The sequence below is a fragment of the Streptomyces sp. AN091965 genome (genome assembly GCF_022698285.1).
Taxonomy (GTDB): Bacteria; Actinomycetota; Actinomycetes; order Streptomycetales; family Streptomycetaceae; genus Streptomyces.
The window spans coordinates 5,194,586-5,212,055 of sequence record NZ_JALDMY010000001.1 but is presented as its reverse complement, the minus strand read 5'-3'; the positions used below and the strand labels follow the sequence as shown (position 1 = coordinate 5,212,055).

Here is a 17,470-nt window from a genome sequence, read left to right as displayed (position 1 = left end):
AACGGGCCCCGGCCCGTGGCCGTTCAGGGGCGGCGGGGTGCGAAGCGCCAAGGGCCCGCGAGGGTTCCTTCCGCGGTGAGGCCGTAGTGGGGGAGGTCGTGCCAGCGGGGGTCCGTGCGGGCGCGGAGGGTGGACCAGGCGGGCAGGGACGCGTCGTGTCCCGCGTCGACGGCCAGGCGGTAGAGGCGGTCGGCCTCGGCCAGGGAGCCGCGCTGGGCGCAGAGGTGGGCCAGGTCGGAGAGGGCCTCCACATGGCCCGCGTGGGCGGCGGCGCGGGCGTGGTGTCCGGCCGCCTCGTGGTCGCCCGACTGCTGTTTGAGGCGGGCCAGTTCACCCAGGGCCCGGGTGCGGCCCAGGTCGGCGGCGCGCTGGTAGAGGCGCTCCGCCTCGGGCTTCCTGCCGTCGGACTCCCAGAGCCGGGCCAGTTGCAGCAGGACGCGCCCGCCCCCGGCGGCGGCCAGGCGCTCGGCGCCCTCGCTGTCGCCGCTCTTCTCCCGGCGCAGAACGAACTCGTTGAGCACCTGGGCGTCCCCGGCGCGGGCCGCGCGCAGGACGAGCGCCTCGGCACCGGACTTGTCGCCGGACTTCTCGCGCAGCCGGGCGAGGAGGACGAGGGCACCGGAGTTGCCCGCCCGGTTGGCGGTGTGGGCCAGGCGTTCGGCGCCTTCGGAATCACTGTTCTTCTCGCGCAGCCAGGACAGTTCGAGCAGCGCGAAGGTGCTGCCGCCGCCCGCCGCGCCGCACGCCATGCGCTCGGCCTCCTCGCCCTCGCCCTCCTCCTCCTTGAGCAGGGCGAGGTGGGCGAGCGCGTCCGTGCTGCCGTACGAGGCCGCGCTGCGGTACAGGCGCACCGCGGCCTGTCTGTCCCCGGCCTTCTCCCGCAGCCGGGCCAGCTCGGTCAGCGCGTACACGCTGCCCTGGCGCACGGCCGTGCCCAGGAACCGCTCGGCGCCCTCGCTGTCGCCCCACCGCCGCTTGAGCCGGGCCAGTTCGGTGAGGGCGAAGATGCTGCCGGAGTCCGCGGCGAGGTCGAGGGCGCGGGCCGCGCCCGCGCGGTCCCCGGCCTGCCGCCGCACCCCGGCGAGGCGCAGCGCGGGACGCACCTTGCCCCGGGCGGCGGCCGCGACCACCAGGCGCTCCGCGGCCGCGCCGTCGCCCGCCTTCTCGCGCAGGCCCACCAGGTCGGAGAGGGCGTACGTGCTGCCGGTCTGGGTCAGGGCGAGGAACGCGAGCTCCTCGGCGCCGTGGCGGTCCCCCGCCTCCTCCCGGGACCGGGCGAGTCCCGCGTACGTCCTGATCTTGCCGGTGGCGGCGGCGTTCCTGGTCAGGCGCTGAGCGCCCTCCTCGTCGCCGGCCTCCTGGCGGAGCCGGACGAGACGGGTCAGGGACGAGCTGTCGCCCTGGTTGGCGGCCTCGTGGGCCAGCTCCTCCGCCCGGCCCGGCTCGCCCTTGAGCTGGCGAAGCCGGACGAGTTCCCAGCGCGCCCTGCGGTCGTCCTCCCAGGCGGCCTCGTAGAAGTCCTTCGCCCGGTCGAGGTCCCCGACGGCCTCGGCGAGGCGGCCCAACTCGGGGCGCACGTCGGTGTTCCCGGCCTTCAGCGCCCGGCCGTAGAGGGACGCGGCGATCCGGAGGCGGCCCCGCGTCTGCGCGGCGCGGGCCAGGGTGACGCTGTCGTCGGTGGTGAGGCAGTGGCGCTCGGCCGCGGCCCAGAAGGGGGCCGGGGGGCACATCAGGCGGCGCTCGACGCGGCCGTACTGCTCCAGGTAGTCCGCGAGCCGGTAGGCCCGGCCCTGGCCGGTGCCGCTCCGGGACGCCACGGGCGTGAGCGGTCCCGGCACCCCGTGGCACGGCATGGCGCAGTACGCGAGGGCCTCCTCCAGCCAGGCGCCGCCGCGCAGGCCGCGCTCCTGGTCCTTCAGATAGCCCTCGGCGGCCTCGGCGAGCAGCTCGTGCGGGAGTGCGGGCCCGTGCCCCAGCCTGCGGTAGTCCATGGCGGCGTGGACGAGCGCCTTCTCCGCAGGGGGCGCGCACAGATAGCGCCGCATCAGTTCGGGCACGCCCGCGAGGAACTGGGTGATCTCGCCGTCGGTCGCCCCCGCGAGGGCGCTGGCGAGGCGCGGGTCGTGGTGCGCGCGCTGCCGCGCCCGGTACAAGTCGTGCTCGGTGAACGCCTTGGGCACCACGACGCACCGGCCGATGCCGGTGAGGAGCTTGCGCTGCTGCTCGAAGCGGTCGTCGGCGCCGGTGGCCGAGGGCAGCGTCAGGGCCTCCCAGAACCGGGGCCAGATGGTGGCGAGGACCAGGACCGGGCCGCGGCGCCGGTCGGTCAGGAGCGAGCGCAGGGCGGCGGCGATGCCCTCGGCGGTCCGCGCGTCGGGGGCGAGGAGGTAGTGCTGGATCTCGTTCAGCCAGATCACCGTCTGGGCGCCGACCTCCGCGAGGTGCACGAGGGCGGCGTCCGGGCGGGTCGGGTCGAAGGGGTGCCACACCCGCCACCCCGGCGGAAGCCGCCGCAGCACCTCCCAGCAGGCGCGGGTCTTGCCGGTCGAGGACTCGCCGACCAGCGTGACCAGGAGGCTCTCACCGCCGGTCGCCCGGTCCACGAGGTCGCCAAGGGCCGCGTCGTGGTCCCTCGGTACGTACGCGGGCAGCCTCGGCAGCGACCTGTCGCCGGGCACGCTGATCGCCCGGTGCACCTCCAGGGCGAAGGGGTCGAGGTCGACGACGGGGCTGCCCAGCGGCTGGGCGAGCTGGGCGGCGACCCACATGCGCCGCACCCGCGTCGCCACCTTGCCCGGGTCCCGGCCCGCCCACCGGGCGAGCAGGAGGGCGACGGAGGCGACGTCCTCCTGCCCCGCCGGGAGTTCCGTGGAGCCGATGATCCGGTGGATGGTGGCCTTCGAGGGGCTGCCGGGGAGGGCGTCGTCCTGCCCGATCTCCTCCGCCATGCGCTGCGTCGACGGCGTGCCCGCGTCCACGTAGAGCTCGTAGACGTACTCCTTCAAGTCCCGCAGCGGCGCGGGAGTCACGCCCAGCGGCTGCGGAATCCGTCGCTGGCTCCCTTGCCGCGCACCACTCTTGCGACCGGTCATCGAAGCATCCTTGCGTGGGGGAGGCGCGGCCGCCGCGAAAGTCGCGGAATCGGCCGCGGACGGGGTGTCGGGGGGCGTCGGTCAGGAGACGAGGGCCCGGAAGGTCTCGTCGGCGGCCGCTCCGACGAGGGCGGAGACGAGGCCGCTCAGGACGAATCCCAGCAGGGTCAGCCGCTCGCGACGGCTCAGGGGGCGTCGGGGCATGACGGGGCTCCTGTCTCGGTGGACTCGGGCGGCCGACCGGATCGCCGGCCGGGATCCACTCTCGCGGACGGGCCCGCGCCCGGGACGAGTTGAGACGAGACGGCGGCACGCGTACTGGCCCTGAGGGGCCCGGGTAACCGCACGGGATGGGTGACATCCTCGTGGGCACGTGTTCGTGGACCGACCGGGAGCTCGTGCGGAGCGGCTGGTATCCGGTGGGGCGGCGGGACGCCGAGGGGCGGTTGCGGCACTACGCCGAGCGGTTCCCGGTCGTGGAGGTGGACGCCTCCTACTACGCGCTGCCCAGCGCGCGGAACAGCCTCCTGTGGGCGGAGCGTACGCCGCCCGGGTTCGTCTTCGACGTGAAGGCGTTCTCGCTGCTCACCGGCCATCCCACGCGGAGCGCGGCGCTGCCGGAGGGGATGCGGCACGGGGTCCGGGGCCCGGGGGCGCTCGACGAGGTGTGGGAGCGGTTCACCGCGGGGATCGCACCGCTGCGCCGGGCCGGGCGGCTGGGCAGCGTGCTCTTCCAGTTCCCGCCGTGGTTCCGGCCCGGGCCTGAGGCGGAGGAGTTCCTCGCGGACTGCGCCCGGCGCACCCGGGGGTGGCCCGTCGCGGTCGAGTTCCGGCATCCGGCGTGGTGGTCCACCGAGCGGGTCGGGGCCACGCGCGCGCTGCTCGCGCGGTACGGCATGGCCGCCGTCGCCGTCGACATGAACCGGACGCTGTCCGCCTCGGTGCCGCCGGTCACGGCCGTCACCACGTCACGGCTCTCCGTCGTGCGGTTCCACGGGCGCAGCGCCGCGTGGGGGACGGGGAGCAAGGAGGAGCGGTTCCGGCACGCGTACACGGACGCCGAACTCGCCGAGTGGGTACCGAGGCTGCGCGCCCTCGCCGAGCGGGTCGAGCGGATCCACGCCCTGTTCAACAACTGCTGCGGTGACGCCGCGGTGCGGGCCGCCGAGGCCCTGACACGGCTGCTCGGCCCCACCGGCCCGGGGTGACCGCCGCCCCACCGGTCCGCGGCGACCGCCGCCCCCCGTCCGCGGTGACCACTGCCCCACCCGTCCGCGGTGACCGCCGCGCTCAGCTCAGGAAGCCGCCGTCGATGTTGATCGTCGCGCCCGTCACGTACGCCGACTCCGGGCCCGCCAAGTAGACGATCAGGCCGGTCAGTTCCTCGGGGGTCGCGTAGCGGCCCGCCGGGGTCAGGCCGGTCATGACGTCGGCGATCGGGCCCTGGGGCGGGTTGGTGTCGGTGGCCACCGGGCCGGGCTGGACGTTGTTGACCGTGATCGCCCTGGGGCCGAGCTCCCGGGCGAGGGCCCGGGTGAAGCCGGCGACGGCCGCCTTGGTGAGGGCGTACGTCGTACCGTTCGGGAACGGCATCCGGTCGGCGAAGACGCTGCCGATCGTGATGATCCGGCCGCCGTCGCCCAGGTGCCGCAGGGCCTCCTGCGAGGCCACCCAGACCGCGCGCACGTTCACCGCGACGTCCCGGTCGAAGTCGTCGACGGTGAGCTCGCCGAGCGGGCCCATCGAGCCGACGCCCGCGTTGTTCACCAGGACGTCCAGGCGGCCGAAGGCGGACACCGTGCCGGTGACGGCGGCGCGGACCGCCGCCGCGTCGGCCGAGTCCGCCGCGATGGCCACCGCCGTGCCGCCCTCGGCCTCGATGTCGGCGACGACGCCGTCCGCGCTGCCGGGCGACGAGTGGTAGGTGAGCGCCACGGCCGCGCCCTCGCGGGCGAGCCTGCGGGCGATGGCCGCGCCGATGCCCCGGCTGCCGCCGGTCACCAGGGCGGCCTTGCCGCTGAGGGGTCCGTCCTGCTTCGGCGTGCTCGTCATGCGGCTGCCCTTCGTCGATCGCCCGTTGGCTGATGTGTCAGGTTGATGTGTCAGGTTGATGTGTCAGGTTGATGTGTCAACCCGAAGCTAAGTCCGGTAGGTTGATACGTCAACCTGAACGCGTAGAATCGCGCCATGAGCGATTCCGGTTGGCTGAGCGACGAACAACAGCGCGCGTGGCGGAGCTTCGTCTCCCTGCACACGGCACTGCTCACGCGCCTGAACGCCCACCTCCAGGACGAAGGGGGCCTGTCCTCCTCCGACTACCAGATCCTGGTCGCGCTCTCCGAGGCGCCGGACGGCCGCGCCAGGGCCACCGCCCTCGGCCGGGAGACCGGCTGGGAGAAGAGCCGCCTCTCGCACCACCTCAGCCGCATGGAGCGGCGCGGCCTGCTGCGTCGCGAGGCGTGTGCCGACGACAGCAGGTACGCCGACGTCGTCCTGACCGCCACCGGCCGGGCGGCGATAGAGGCGGCGGCGCCGCGCCATGTCGCGCACGTGCGCGCCTGGTTCGTCGACGCGATGACTCCGGAGGAGCTCGCCGCCTTCGGTGACCTGTGCGACGCGGTGGTGGCCAAGGTGCACGCGCCCACGGATGGGCCCTGCCGGATCGGTTTTGAGCCGACCGGGGCCTGAAACCCGCGCCCCGGGCCCTTTTGCCCCTACGCTCGTTGATCCCCTCAGTGCGGTGTGAGCGGTGCCCGAGCGGCATGGAGGCATGGATCGACAGTGCTGCCCGGCGTCGGCCTCCCGAGGGCAGGTGAGGTGAGATCCCGTGCGCATGACCGACCTTCAGCGCTGCGAGCTCCGTCCCGGACGGCTCGTGGAGTGGACACTGCACCCGACGGCGGTGGGGGCCGCGCGCGAACTGCCCGACGACGTCCGGCCGCCCGCGTACGTGCAGGAGTCGCACATCCGCACCTCGCGCACGGTGCGCAGCGACGGCCTCTTCGTGCCGACCTGGCTCGGCACGGTCTTCGACCTGCCGGGGCGGATCGACCTCGACGTGCTCCAGGACGCGCTGCGGGCCTGGACGCTGCGGCACGAGACGCTGCGCAGCGGCTTCCGCTGGGCGGGCGACGAGATGCGGCGCTTCACGCTGGCCGCCGAGGACGTGGCGCTGCACCGCGCGGAGGGCGGCACCTTCACCGACGCCGCGACCCTGACCCGCTATCTCCAGGACCGCTTCGACACCGCTGCCGACGCGCTGACCTGGCCGAACTTCATCTTCACCGCGATCGTCCGGGACGACGGGGCGACCGTGTGCATGGCGTTCGACCACAGCAACGTCGACGCGTACTCGGTCCACCGCATCACCGCCGAGATCCACGAGCTGTACGCCGCCGGGATCGGGGGCACCCCCGTGGCCGCCGCGCCGGTGGCCAGCTACGTCGACTTCTGCGCGAGCGAGCGCACGGACGCCGACCGGATCGACCACACCCACGCCGTCGTGGCGCGCTGGCGGGAGTTCATCGGCCGGTGCGACGGGAAGCTGCCGAACTTCCCCGTCGACCTCGGCCTCGACCCCGAGGGCCCGCTGCCCGAGCAGCGGCTGCTGCACGAGATGCTCGTGGGCGACGCGGAGGCCGCCGCCTTCGAGGCGTACTGCCGTCCCTACGGCGGCAGCCTCGTCGGCGTCCTCGCGGCGGTCGCCCTCATCACCCGGGAGATCAGCGGCCTGCGGGTGTACCGCACGGTGGTGCCCTTCCACACCCGGGTGCGCTCCCAGTGGGCCGACTCGGTGGGCTGGTACGTGGGCGGGGCGCCGATCGAGGTGCCCGTGGCCGACGCGGTGGACTTCGACGACGCGCTGCGGATGGTCCGCGCCGCCCTGCGCGAGGCCAGGCCGCTGTCCCGCATGCCGATCGCGCGGGTGCTCCCGCTCCTCGGCGCCGACTTCCGGCCCACCTCCCCCGACCTGTACTCGATCGTCTCGTACGTCGACACGCGGGCCCTGCCCGGCTCGGAACGGTGGCAGGAGCTGAAGGCGTACGGCCTGATCCGGGTGTCGTACGGCGACCAGGTGTGCGCGTGGATCACGCGGCTCCACGAGGGGCTGCAGTTCGCCTGCCGCTACCCGGACACCGACGCCGCGTACAAGAACATGCGGCTCGTCGTGGAGCGGCTGCGGGAGCGGGTGGTGGAGGTGGCGCGGGCGGTGCCGGGCGCCGGCAGGACCGTGCGGGCCGAGGGCGTGTCGCGGTTCAACCCGGTTTCCTAGAACCGGGCTTCGCCTCGCGCGGGGCGCGGACCGCCGCCTCCAGGTGGCCGCGGAACCAGCGGTGGCCCGGGTCGGCGTCGTTGCGCGGGTGCCAGGCCATGCCCAGGTCGATCGGCGGCAGCGGCAGCGGCACGGGGAAGGTCCGCAGGCCCAGGGCCTCGGTCGCGCCGGGGAGCCAGCCGGGCAGGGTCAGGGCGACGAGGTCGGTGTCCCGGGCCAGGAGCATCGCGCCGGTGTGGCTGGGGACGACGACCGCGACCCGGCGGCTGAGGCCCAGCTTCGCCAGCTCGGTGTCGATGGGGCCCAGGCGCTTGCCGAGCCGGGAGATGCCGATGTGGCCCGCCTCGGCGAAGCGGCGGGCGTCGACGGGGCCGTCGAAGAGCGGGTGACCGGCGCGGGCGACGCCGACCAGGGTCAGCCGGGACAACTGCCGGGTGCGGGTCTCCGGGTCCAGATGGGCCAGGACGCCCAGTTCGACGTCCACCAGGCCCTGGCGCAGGGCCGGGCCGCCCTCCGCCGACTCCGGCAGGAAGACCACGTCGACGTGCGGCGCCTCGGCGTGGACGCGCTCGGTGAGGGTCCCGGCGAGGCCCGCCTGGAGCAGGTCGATGGTCTGCACGGTGAAGGTGCGCCGGAGGTGTTCGGCCGCGAAGCCCGCGCCGGGGCGCAGGACGTCGTCGCAGCCGCGCAGCAACGCCGCGACCTCCTCGCGGAGTTCGAGCGCCCGCGGGGTGGGGACCATGCCCTGGCCCGCGCGGACCAGGAGGGGGTCGCCGACGGCGCGGCGGAGCCGGGCGAGGGTGCGGCTGGCCGCCGCCGGGGACGTGCCGAGCCGCTCCGCGGCGCGCGTCACGCTGTTCTCCTGGAGCAGGGCGTCCAGGGCGCGCAGCAGGTTGAGATCCATGGGCCCTCCTGAGCTGCATTTTTGCGTAGGCGGCAACTATGGGGTGCCGATCCTTGCATTGCTCCCGCCTCCCGCGGTGGCGAGGGTGGAGGCGTTCCCCGGGGCGGCCGCGACCGCGCGGGCCCCGCCCCCCTTCGCCTTTCTCAGGAGACCTCATGCAGCAGTTCGACCAGGACAAGTCCGCGCGTGCCGGCCGCGAGGGCGACGTGCTCGCCGTGGTCAGCCAGAGCGGCCCGACCGTCTCGTTCTTCGACGCGGTCAGCGACCGGTGCGTCGGCTCGGTGGACGTCCGCGCCGAGCCGCACGAGGTGTGCTTCGACCCGGCGCGGCGGCTGCTGTGGTGCGCGACGACGTACGCCTCCGGCTACTACCACGACAACACCGGGCGGCGTACGGAGCTGACCGTCATCGACCCGGACGCGCGCCGCGTCGTCGAGGTCGTCGACATCGCGCCCGAACACGGGCCGCACGGCCTCGCGTTGGACGTCGGGCGCGGGCGGCTCTACGTCAGCGTGGAGGGGTCCGACGACCGGACCGGCGGGGTCGTGGTGATCGACGTCGAGAGCCGCAAGCCGCTGGGCCGGATCGACACGGACGCGCCGGGCCCGCACTGGTTCGCCATCGACCCGGCGGGCACCATCGGGTACGCCACCAACAAGGAGGCGCCGTTCGTGTCGGTCGTCGACCTCGAACGGGGCGTGCTCACCGCGAAGGTGGAGGTGCCGGGCAGCGAGGGCCTCGCCGTCTCCGCCGACGGCACGCACGCCTTCGTCGCCTCCCCTTACGGGTCCTTCGCCCCGCCGCGGGCCGCCGACGGGACGGCGGGGGCCCCGCCCGCTCCCGGCATCCGCGTCGTCGACGCCAAGACGGCGTCCGTCACGGGATTCCTGCCCACGGAGAACGTCGTCTTCCCGGTGCACCTGACGTCGACGGGCAAGCTGCTCGCGGGCGAGCTGCGGATGACGCCCGCGCCGGGGAGCGGCCTGGGAGGCCACGCGCCCGGCCGCCTCCGGGTGTACTCCGCGGACACCCACGAGGCCCTCGGCGAGACCGAGGTGGGGCACTTCCCGCTGACGATCACCTCGTCGCCCGACGGCAGGCTCGGCTACGTCTCCGGCGTCGTCTCCTCCACCGTCGACGTCGTGGACCTGGAGACGCTGCGGCGCCTGGCCCGCATCGACGTCGCCCGGCACGGCGAGGCCGGCGCCCACGGCCTGGCCTACGTGCCGCGCCCGGCCTGAGGCACCGGGCCCCGGCTCGCCCCGGCGCTCCAGTTCCCGCCGACTTCGGCCGTCCGGGGCCCGCCCCGGGCGGCCGGGGGCCAGACTTCCCGGCAACCGCCGCCGCCCCACTGGAGGACGCCATGCCCACCTCCCCCACCCCTCTCAACGCGTTCAAGACACGCCTGGCCGCGGGCGATTCCCTCACCGGGCTCTGGCTGAGCCTCGGCGATGCGTCCTCGGCCGAGGTCTGCGCGGACGCCGGGTTCGACTGGCTGCTCGTCGACGGCGAGCACGGGCCCAACGACGTGCGCAGCACACTGGACCAGCTCCGCGCGATCGGCGACCGGACCGACGCCGTCGTACGGCCCCCGAACGGGAGCGCGGACGGGCTGCGGCCGCTGATCGACATCGGCGTGCGGACGTTCCTCATTCCGATGGTCGAATCGGCCGCGCAAGCACGGGAGTTGGTCCGCGCGACCCGCTACCCGCCGCACGGCACCCGGGGCGTCGCCAGCGCGGTGACCCGCGCCTCGCGCTGGGACCGCACGCCCGGCTATCTGGGCGCCGCCGACGCCGCCATGTGCCTGGTCCCGCAGATCGAGACGCCGGGCGCGGTGGCCGCGGCGGCGGACATCGCGGCGGTGGACGGCGTGGACGCGCTGTTCGTGGGGCTCTACGACCTGTCGGCCGCGCTCGGGCACCTGGGCGCGCCGGACCACCCGGACGTGTGGGACGCCTTCACCGGGGTCGTCGCCGCGTGCCGCGGGGCGGGGAAGCCGTGCGGCACCTTCGCGCCGACGCCCGAACTCGCCGCTGCCGCACGGCGGGAGGGCTGCGGCTTCGTCGCCGTCGGCAGTGACGTGGGCCTGCTCGTGCGGGGCGCCGCGGAGCTCCTCGCCCGCTCCCGCGCGGGCGGTCGGGCCTAGGGCCTGTCCGATGGGTCGGCGTGGAGCAAGGAGCGGCGTCTGGTGCGTGCGATCGCAAGGCGCCGGGATGTCCTCGGGTGGGGTCTCCCCTGCTCGAACGCAGCTGAGAGCTCGGGGAAGGAGCTACTAGGGCATTTCGGCAACGCGGCGAGCGTGCGTGCCAGACGCCGCGACGCCGCGCCGACCCATCGGACAGGCCCTAGTCGGGGCGCAGCGACCGCCAGATGCGGTCCGGCAGGACCCGGGCCGCCTCGTCCAGGTCCACCTCGTAGGTGCTGGAGAGCCAGCGGTGGGCCGTCTCCGCGACGGGGCCCATGACCAGGACCTCGATCAGGGCCGGCGGCAGGGCGGCCACCTCGCCGGAGACGATGCGCGGGCGCAGCCAGGCGGCGATGGGCGCGAACTTGGCCTCCTTCGCCGCCATCACCTCCTGCGCGTGGGCCGCCAGATAGCTGGAGTACGCGGAGCCGTGCAGGAAGAGGGCCACGTCGCGGTGGTCGCGGGTGAAGTCCAGATACGTCCGCACCAGGGCGCGGATGCCGGTGCGGGCCGTGCGGCAGCGGGTGACGGCGACCGCCACCGGGTCACAGAGCTGGTCCACGCAGCGCAGATAGAGCGCGGCGGCCAGGCCGTCGAAGCTGCCGAAGTGGTGGTACAGGCTGCCGAAGCTCACGCCGCTGCCCGCCGTGACCGCGTTGACCGTGAAGCCCTGCGCGCCCGCGTGCGCGTACACCCCGAGCGCGGTGTCCAGGAGCAGGTCGACGGTGGCCTCGCCCCGCTGCTGCTTAGGGGACACGGCGCCGCCCGGACTTCTCCGTGGCTCCGGAACGGATGCGTCCGGCCGCTGTCACCTCGTCCGCCGCCATGTGCTCCAGCGTAGAGCAGAACCGGCCGCGCGGAGGTCGGCGAGAACGCTTCGGCATCCAGGGCTTCTAGAGGAATTTTCTAGAAAGTATCTCCACCAACTCGCTTACTGGGCCACACTCTTGTCATGGCAGGTCCACCGCCCCAGCGCCCGCACGAGCCCGTCCCCGGCAATCCGTACGTCGACCCCGTCCCCGCCCCGCGGCGGCGCAGGGGCGCGACGGCCTGGATCGTCGCGGGCGCCGTGCTCGCGGCCGCCTGCGCGGGCACGGGGGCGTACGCGCTCCTGAAGGAGGACGGCGGCAAGGGGTCCGGCGGTTTCCGCGCCCCCCTCGCCCGGGAATCGGGGCCGTCGGGCGAGCCGTCCGGCTCGGGGGAGCGGACGGACGCGCCCGGCGGTTCCGGCACGCCGGTGCGGCGGATCGACGTCAACGCCGGGGCGAAACCGGGCGAGTCCAAGGGCTGGCTCGACCTGAACGGCGTCCGGCTGCCCGGCAAGGGCGCCATGCTGGGCGACCTGTGGACGGTGCACAGCGGGTCCGACGCGCTCGTCGTACAGGCCCTCTACGACACGGTCACCGCGTACCGCGCGCGGGACGGCAAGAAGGCGTGGACGCTGCGGCTGCCCGACAAGGTGTGCGACACCCCCGTCGACACCGCGTCCGGCGGCCGCGTCGTCGTCGCGTACGGCGACGGCAGCACCAGCGGCACGGGCAAGTGCAACCAGCTCCAGCAGATCGACCTGCGCACCGGCGAGCGGGGCTGGCACCGCGAGCTCAAGGAGCACGACCTCTCGGACAGCACCAGCTCCGTGCGCCTCGCCGTCACCGGCGCCGCCGTCACCGTCGCCCAGGGCGACCTCGCCCACACGTACCGCGTCAGCGACGGCAAGCGGCTCTTCACCTCGAAGCGGGACCGCGTGGGCACCTGCTACCTGAACGACGTCGCGGGCGGCGCGCGGCTCCTGTACGTCGAGAACTGCGCGGCCGGGGCACCCAAGGCCCACGGGCGGGTGAAGAACGTGGACCCGAGGACCGGTGCCGTGCGCTGGCAGTACCGCAGCAGGAAGGGGTGGAGCGTCGACAAGGTGTACTCCGTCGACCCCCTCGTCCTCGCCGTCCGGAAGCGGGGCGACTACGACAAGTGGAGCGTCGTCTCCGTGGACGGCCGAGGGCGCCAGCGCGCCTGGATCCCGATGGACCGGGGGCCGTACGCGTTCGAGTTGTGCGACGGGGCGGGGGACGCGGGCGAAGGCGTGCAGAACTGCCCCGGCGGCGCCGTCGGCGGCGACGCGCTCGCCCTCCCCACCGAGCCCAAGGACGGCATGCTCGGGCCCAACAAGGTCGTCGCCTTCGACCTGGCGACGGGCAAGCGGCGGTGGGACGCCGCCGTGCCCGGGCGGCAGCTCAGACCCGTGCGGCAGACCGGGGACGGCCGGGCCTCCGGGATCGTCGTGTACGTGCGCGCGCAGCACGGCAAGACCGGCCGCACCGTGCGGTTCCCGGCCCCGGGCGGGGCGCCGCGGGTGCTGCTGCGGCACTCGACGCCCGCCCAGAAGTGGGAGGCCGAGATGTTCGCCGGAGAGACGCTGTACAGCGGCGGGCGCTTCTTCGTGGCGCCGTCGCGGCTCGGCCCCAAGAGCCTCAGCGGCAAGAAGGAGCAGGGGCGGCTGCTGTCGTTCGGCCGGTGACGGCCGCGGCCGCGGTGACGCCGCACGGCGCTGAAGCCCCTCGCAGAGCAGAGACCTTGGAGAGACGATGACGCAGCCCCCGCCCGGACCACCCGAGCCCCAGGGGCAGTTCGGGCCGCCGCCGCGGCTGCCGGCGCCGCCCGAGGGCTTCGGACCGCCGCAGGCCGGCTTCGGGCCGCCGCAGGCCGGCTTCGGGCCTCCGGTGGAGCCGCCGCCCGGGGGCTTCGGGCCGCCCGCGCCGGTGCCGCCCCCGCCGAGGGCCCGCCGCCGCAGGGCCGTCGTGATCGCCTCGGTGGTCGCGCTCGCCCTCGTGGCCGGGGGCGGGGCCTGGTACGTCGCCGCGCGCGGGGAGGGCTCGGACGGCGGCGGGGGCAAGGGCGGCGGCAAGAAGCCGGGGCCCGCGTACGCCGAGCCGACGGAGGCCGTGCCCGCCGATCCGAAGGCGACCTTCCACGGCGGGGCGCCCGTGCCCGCGCTGCCGAAGAAGGAGAGCACCTGGCCCGTGAAGGGGTCCTGGCTCACGGACGAGGTGTACGTGAAGTCGTCCGTCGCGAAGATAACGGGCCTCGACGCCGCCACCGGCGAAACGCGCTGGACCCTGCCCAAGCCCGGCCAGTCCTGCGGCGGTTCGCCGGAGATCGGCGCGGGCGGGATAGCCGTGGTGGTCGTCGCGCCCACCACGCACGACAAGAAGGGCTACCGCACGCCCTGCACCCAGGTCATGGCCTTCAAGGTCGCGACCGGCGAGAAGCTGTGGACGAAGACCGTCAGGACCGGCTACCAGACGGAGAAGACGGCGTTCAACCAGGTCGCGATCAGCGGCCGGACGGTCGCCGTCGGGGGGATCTACGGCGGGGCCGCCTTCGACCTGCGCACCGGCGAGCCGCGCTGGAAGCCCAGCGCCAGTGACACCTGCCGGGACGTGGGCTACGGCGGCGGCGCCCGGCTCGTCGCGATCCGCTCCTGCGGCGACTACGGCTCGCAGAAGTACGAGGTGCAGGACCTCGACCCCAGGTCCGGCAAGCCGCGCTGGAGTCACAAGCTGCCGGGCGGCGTGAAGAACCTCAACGTCATCTCCACCTCCCCCGTGGTCGTCGGCGTCGACTCGGGCGAGATCACCGGGCAGGGGGCGAGCGACGTCTTCTCCCTGGACGGCCGCGGCAAGCTGCGCTCGAAGATCTCGCTGCCGGAGCGGAGGTACATGCACGACTGCGGCGACACCAGCGTCGTCAACGACTGCCAGGGCCTCGTCGTCGGCAACGACCGGCTGTACGCGCCGACCGCGCGCCGCGACGCCAAGGACGGGATCTCGTCCACGAACGACATCGTCGTCTTCTCCCTCGCCACCGGGAAGACGACCGGGCAGCGCGGCAACGCCGACAGCAAGGGCCCCGTGTTCCCCCTCCGCATGGACGGCGGGAACGTGCTCGCCTACCGCGACCAGCTGGGCGTCCAGGTGGTGACCCTCGACGGCCGGACCCTGCGCGAGAGGAAGCTGCTCACCTCCACCAGGAGGCCGAGCGGCCTCGTCCCGGTCGGCTCGGAGCTGCTCTTCACCCACGGCCGCCTGTACATCAGCACCGACCTGGTGTCCAGGTCCAGCTCGAAGACCCAGCAGTTCATGATGTACGTCTTCGCCCGCAAGGACCAGAAGGGACAGCAGGGGCAGGGCGGCTAGCCGTCCAGGAACTGCGAGCAGCGGTACGGGCCGAAGCGGCGCTCGCCGTTGTCGAGGGTGACCCGGACGTCGTCAGGGCGGATGCGGCGGTCCTCGTCCTTCGACGACAGGTACGACTGGGCGCGGGCGAGGGTGCAGACGAGCTGGCCGTTGGGCAGGCGGTCGCTGTCGGAGTCGAAGAAGGCTCCGGGCGAGCGGTAGGTGACCCGGTTGCCCCGCCCCGTCACGTCGATCTCGCGGATATCGACGAGGTTGGTCAGGCCGCTCTCCCGCTCGGTGCGCGTCGGGCCGACTCCGAGCATCTTGATGACACCGGCGAGGTCCCTGAGGTTCGTGTAGGGGCGGGACACGCCCCGCAGCCCGGTGCCGTCCACGAAGTAGAGCCGAAGGCCCCGGGTGAGGCCGGTGGCCGGGTCCGCGCCGGTCACCACGCCGGTGGGGCGCACCCCGCAGGCCGTGAGGGCGGCGGCGAGCGTGAGCGCCAGGGCGAGCGCGGCAGCGCGTGCGCGGGTCACCGGGGCTCGTCCTCGGGGCCCGCCGCCGGGCGGAGCGGCAGGCGCAGGGTGAAGACCGCGCCCCGGCCGCCGGGGCCGTTCGCGGCCTCGATGGTGCCGCCGTGCAGGCGCGCGTTCTCCAGGGCGATGGCCGTGCCCAGGCCGCTGCCCTCGGAGCGGGTGCGGGCCGCGTCGGCCTTGTAGAAGCGGTCGAAGACGTGGGCGAGGGCGTCCGGGGCGAGCCCGGGTCCGTGGTCGGTGACGGTGACCGTGGCGAGCCCCGCCCCGGTGGTGAGGCGGACGGTCACCGGCGGGGCGCCGTGCCGCAGCGCGTTCCCGACGAGGTTCGCGACGACCACGTCGATCCTCCGTACGTCGATCAGGGCGGGCGCGGAGTCCGGGAGTTCGGCGGTCACCCGGCCGGTCCAGGCGCGCAGGTCGAGGGACGAGCGGACGGTGGCGGCCAGGTCCGCCTCCGTCAGGTGCAGCCGGGCCACCCCGGCGTCGAAGCGGGACATCTCCATCAGGTCGTCGACCAGCCGGGTCAGCTTCGCCGTCTCGGCGCTGACGGTGCGGGCCGCGTGCGCGGCGTCGGGCGGGAGCCGGTCGGCGTCCTCGTCGAGCACGGTCGCCACCATCGTCATGGCGGCCAGCGGGGTGCGCAGCTCGTGCGACACGTCGGCGACGAACCGCCGCGCCTTCGCCTCCTGCTCCCGGGCCCTGGCCTCCTGGTCGCGCAGCTCGGCGACCGTGGTCTGGAGCGCGTCGGCGGTGGTGTTGAAGTCCCGGGCGAGATCGGCGAGTTCGTCCCGGCCCCGGGGCTCGACGCGGGTGCCGAGGTCGCCGTCGGCGAGGCGGCGCGTGGCCCGGCCCAGGTCCCGCACCGGGCGGAGCACCGTACGGGCGGCAAGGAGCGCGAGCACGGCGGTGAGGACGAGGACGGGCAGCAGTCCGTCGCGCACGGAGGTCAACAGGGCGGCGACGTCCCGCTCTTCGGCGCGCAGCGGCGTGACGGCGAAGACTTCGAGGCGGGAGGCGCGCCCGCCCTCGTAGGTGACGGGCGTGCCGACCGCCAGATACGGCTCGCCCTCGTAGGCGACCCGCTGGAAGCTCATGCGGCCCGAGACGCGGACGTCGGCCCGCAGCCCCGCGGTGATGCGGGGGTCGTCCGGCGCCCCGTCGGAGGCCGCCTTGAGGTTCTCGTACCGGGCCACGACCAGGGGCGAGCCGGGGAGCCCGGAGGACACCGAGCGTGCGAACACGCTCAGCGAGCGCTGGTCGGGCGGCACGTCGACGTCGGGCGCGAGCGCGTCGACGCGCGTGCGGAGGTCCTGCTGCGCGGCCTCCTGGGTGCGGCTGAGGACGGCCGTGCGGGCCTCGCGGTAGGCGAGGGCGGTGGCCGTTGCGGTGCCGATGAGGGCGACGAGGACGAAGGTGACGACGAGACGGGTGCGCAGACCGCGCGGGGCCCGCAGGCCGCGCGGGGCCCGGTCCTTGCCGGGGCGGCGGCCGGGGTGCCCGGGGCGGCGGCCGGGCCGTTTCACAGCGGGCCGAACCGGTAGCCGAAGCCCCGGACCGTCTGGACGTAGCGCGGCCGGGACGCCACGTCCTCGATCTTCGCGCGCAGCCGGCCGACGGCGGCGTCCACGATGCGGGAGTCCCCGAGGAAGTCGTGGTCCCACACGCTGCGCAGCAGCTGTTCGCGGCTGAAGACCTGGCCGGGCGACGCGGAGAGCTCCAGGAGGAGGCGGAGTTCGGTGGGCGGGAGCGCGAGGGGGGTGCCGCCCTTGGTGACGGTCAGGCCCGCGCGGTCCACGACGAGGCCCGCGTAGGTGTCCCGGGCCGGGACGGGGGTGGCGCGGCGCAGGGCCGCGCGGATGCGGGCCTCCAGGACGGGCGCGGTGACGGGCTTGACCACGTAGTCGTCGGCGCCCGCCTCCAGACCCCGGACGACGTCCAGGTCGTCGCCGCGCGCGGTCAGCATGATCACGGGCAGCGTCGGGTGGGACGTGCGGGCCCGCACGCGGCGGCACACCTCGAAGCCGTCGAGGCCGGGGAGCATCAGGTCGAGCACGGCGATGTCGACGGCCTCGCCCCCGGGCCCGTCGAGCAGCGCGAGGGCGGCTTCCCCGGTGGCGGCGACGGACACCTCGTAGCCGTGGCGGCGCAGCACCAGCTCCATCCCGTCGCGTACGGAGGCGTCGTCCTCGATCAGCAGCACATGCGGCATGCGCTCGATTATGGGCGAGGGCCCGGCCTTTCCAAGCTGGTCAGAGGGGTCGGACGGGCGCCGCCCGCACATTGTTACGTGCTCATCATGTGGCCA

The 17,470-nt window shown here is 74.6% G+C and carries 15 protein-coding genes; 7 read left to right on the top strand and 8 right to left on the bottom strand.

Annotation, left to right across the window (positions count from 1 at the left end; genetic code table 11):
* Positions 1-23: 23 nt before the first annotated feature.
* Both MQV74_RS22070 and MQV74_RS40835 read right to left on the bottom strand, forming a co-directional pair.
* Positions 24-3,092, bottom strand: a complete 3,069-nt coding sequence (locus MQV74_RS22070) for an ATP-binding protein (protein ID WP_242720192.1) — start codon at positions 3,090-3,092, stop codon at positions 24-26.
* 81 nt (positions 3,093-3,173) lie between these two features.
* Positions 3,174-3,296, bottom strand: coding sequence for a hypothetical protein (locus MQV74_RS40835; protein WP_260422877.1), 123 nt, complete (start codon positions 3,294-3,296; stop codon positions 3,174-3,176).
* 146 nt (positions 3,297-3,442) lie between these two features.
* Between MQV74_RS40835 and MQV74_RS22065 the strand changes: the two genes are divergently transcribed.
* On the top strand, positions 3,443-4,300 hold the full coding sequence (locus tag MQV74_RS22065) for a DUF72 domain-containing protein (RefSeq protein WP_242720189.1): 858 nt from the start codon (positions 3,443-3,445) through the stop codon (positions 4,298-4,300).
* A gap of 82 nt (positions 4,301-4,382) precedes the next feature.
* On the opposite strand, the gene MQV74_RS22060 is transcribed toward MQV74_RS22065, so the two are convergent.
* Complete coding sequence (locus MQV74_RS22060) at positions 4,383-5,144, bottom strand: 3-oxoacyl-ACP reductase family protein (protein ID WP_242720181.1); 762 nt, start codon at positions 5,142-5,144, stop codon at positions 4,383-4,385.
* Between the two features lie 135 nt (positions 5,145-5,279).
* Between MQV74_RS22060 and MQV74_RS22055 the strand changes: the two genes are divergently transcribed.
* Positions 5,280-5,780: a MarR family winged helix-turn-helix transcriptional regulator gene (locus tag MQV74_RS22055; protein WP_242720179.1), complete on the top strand. Its 501-nt coding sequence runs from the start codon at positions 5,280-5,282 to the stop codon at positions 5,778-5,780.
* 145 nt (positions 5,781-5,925) lie between these two features.
* Entirely contained in the window at positions 5,926-7,365 is a 1,440-nt protein-coding gene (locus MQV74_RS22050) for a condensation domain-containing protein (protein ID WP_242720177.1), read from the top strand.
* Here the strand turns inward: MQV74_RS22050 and MQV74_RS22045 are convergent.
* On the bottom strand, positions 7,349-8,269 hold the full coding sequence (locus MQV74_RS22045) for a LysR family transcriptional regulator (protein ID WP_242720175.1): 921 nt from the start codon (positions 8,267-8,269) through the stop codon (positions 7,349-7,351). The genes MQV74_RS22050 and MQV74_RS22045 overlap by 17 nt on opposite strands.
* Positions 8,270-8,424: 155 nt before the next feature.
* Between MQV74_RS22045 and MQV74_RS22040 the strand changes: the two genes are divergently transcribed.
* A complete protein-coding gene (locus tag MQV74_RS22040) occupies positions 8,425-9,510 on the top strand; it encodes a YncE family protein (RefSeq protein ID WP_242720173.1) in 1,086 nt (361 codons plus the stop codon).
* Positions 9,511-9,632: 122 nt separating this feature from the next.
* Positions 9,633-10,418: an HpcH/HpaI aldolase family protein gene (locus tag MQV74_RS22035; RefSeq protein ID WP_242720171.1), complete on the top strand. Its 786-nt coding sequence runs from the start codon at positions 9,633-9,635 to the stop codon at positions 10,416-10,418.
* A gap of 199 nt (positions 10,419-10,617) precedes the next feature.
* On the opposite strand, the gene MQV74_RS22030 is transcribed toward MQV74_RS22035, so the two are convergent.
* Complete coding sequence (locus tag MQV74_RS22030) at positions 10,618-11,214, bottom strand: TetR/AcrR family transcriptional regulator (RefSeq protein WP_242720169.1); 597 nt, start codon at positions 11,212-11,214, stop codon at positions 10,618-10,620.
* Between the two features lie 195 nt (positions 11,215-11,409).
* Here MQV74_RS22030 and MQV74_RS22025 point away from each other — a divergent pair, with 195 nt between their 5' ends.
* Positions 11,410-12,972: an outer membrane protein assembly factor BamB family protein gene (locus tag MQV74_RS22025; protein ID WP_242720167.1), complete on the top strand. Its 1,563-nt coding sequence runs from the start codon at positions 11,410-11,412 to the stop codon at positions 12,970-12,972.
* Between the two features lie 67 nt (positions 12,973-13,039).
* The gene (locus tag MQV74_RS22020) at positions 13,040-14,650 is read left to right on the top strand and encodes an outer membrane protein assembly factor BamB family protein (protein WP_242720165.1); all 1,611 of its coding nucleotides are present in this window, start codon (positions 13,040-13,042) and stop codon (positions 14,648-14,650) included.
* Here the strand turns inward: MQV74_RS22020 and MQV74_RS22015 are convergent.
* The 3 genes from MQV74_RS22015 to MQV74_RS22005 are packed head-to-tail and all read right to left on the bottom strand — an operon-like array spanning position 14,647 to position 17,374.
* Positions 14,647-15,165: a hypothetical protein gene (locus tag MQV74_RS22015; protein WP_242720163.1), complete on the bottom strand. Its 519-nt coding sequence runs from the start codon at positions 15,163-15,165 to the stop codon at positions 14,647-14,649. The two genes, MQV74_RS22020 and MQV74_RS22015, sit on opposite strands and share 4 nt — an antisense overlap.
* The gene (locus tag MQV74_RS22010) at positions 15,162-16,688 is read right to left on the bottom strand and encodes an ATP-binding protein (RefSeq protein WP_374120665.1); all 1,527 of its coding nucleotides are present in this window, start codon (positions 16,686-16,688) and stop codon (positions 15,162-15,164) included. Before MQV74_RS22010 ends, MQV74_RS22015 begins: the two co-directional genes overlap by 4 nt.
* A complete protein-coding gene (locus MQV74_RS22005) occupies positions 16,685-17,374 on the bottom strand; it encodes a response regulator transcription factor (protein ID WP_242720161.1) in 690 nt (229 codons plus the stop codon). Before MQV74_RS22005 ends, MQV74_RS22010 begins: the two co-directional genes overlap by 4 nt.
* Between the last annotated feature and the right edge of the window lie 96 nt (positions 17,375-17,470).

What these genes read in the sequence shown, in the direction of transcription:
- MQV74_RS22050 (WP_242720177.1), top strand. Translation starts at nt 5,926, where the DNA reads ATGACCGACCTTCAGCGCTGCGAGCTCCGTCCCGGACGGCTCGTGGAG.
- MQV74_RS22025 (WP_242720167.1), top strand. Translation starts at nt 11,410, where the DNA reads ATGGCAGGTCCACCGCCCCAGCGCCCGCACGAGCCCGTCCCCGGCAAT.
- MQV74_RS22070 (WP_242720192.1), bottom strand. Translation starts at nt 3,092, where the DNA reads ATGACCGGTCGCAAGAGTGGTGCGCGGCAAGGGAGCCAGCGACGGATT.
- MQV74_RS22045 (WP_242720175.1), bottom strand. Translation starts at nt 8,269, where the DNA reads ATGGATCTCAACCTGCTGCGCGCCCTGGACGCCCTGCTCCAGGAGAAC.
- MQV74_RS22055 (WP_242720179.1), top strand. Translation starts at nt 5,280, where the DNA reads ATGAGCGATTCCGGTTGGCTGAGCGACGAACAACAGCGCGCGTGGCGG.
- MQV74_RS22060 (WP_242720181.1), bottom strand. Translation starts at nt 5,144, where the DNA reads ATGACGAGCACGCCGAAGCAGGACGGACCCCTCAGCGGCAAGGCCGCC.
- MQV74_RS22065 (WP_242720189.1), top strand. Translation starts at nt 3,443, where the DNA reads ATGGGTGACATCCTCGTGGGCACGTGTTCGTGGACCGACCGGGAGCTC.
- MQV74_RS40835 (WP_260422877.1), bottom strand. Translation starts at nt 3,296, where the DNA reads ATGCCCCGACGCCCCCTGAGCCGTCGCGAGCGGCTGACCCTGCTGGGA.
- MQV74_RS22020 (WP_242720165.1), top strand. Translation starts at nt 13,040, where the DNA reads ATGACGCAGCCCCCGCCCGGACCACCCGAGCCCCAGGGGCAGTTCGGG.
- MQV74_RS22035 (WP_242720171.1), top strand. Translation starts at nt 9,633, where the DNA reads ATGCCCACCTCCCCCACCCCTCTCAACGCGTTCAAGACACGCCTGGCC.
- MQV74_RS22005 (WP_242720161.1), bottom strand. Translation starts at nt 17,374, where the DNA reads ATGCCGCATGTGCTGCTGATCGAGGACGACGCCTCCGTACGCGACGGG.
- MQV74_RS22040 (WP_242720173.1), top strand. Translation starts at nt 8,425, where the DNA reads ATGCAGCAGTTCGACCAGGACAAGTCCGCGCGTGCCGGCCGCGAGGGC.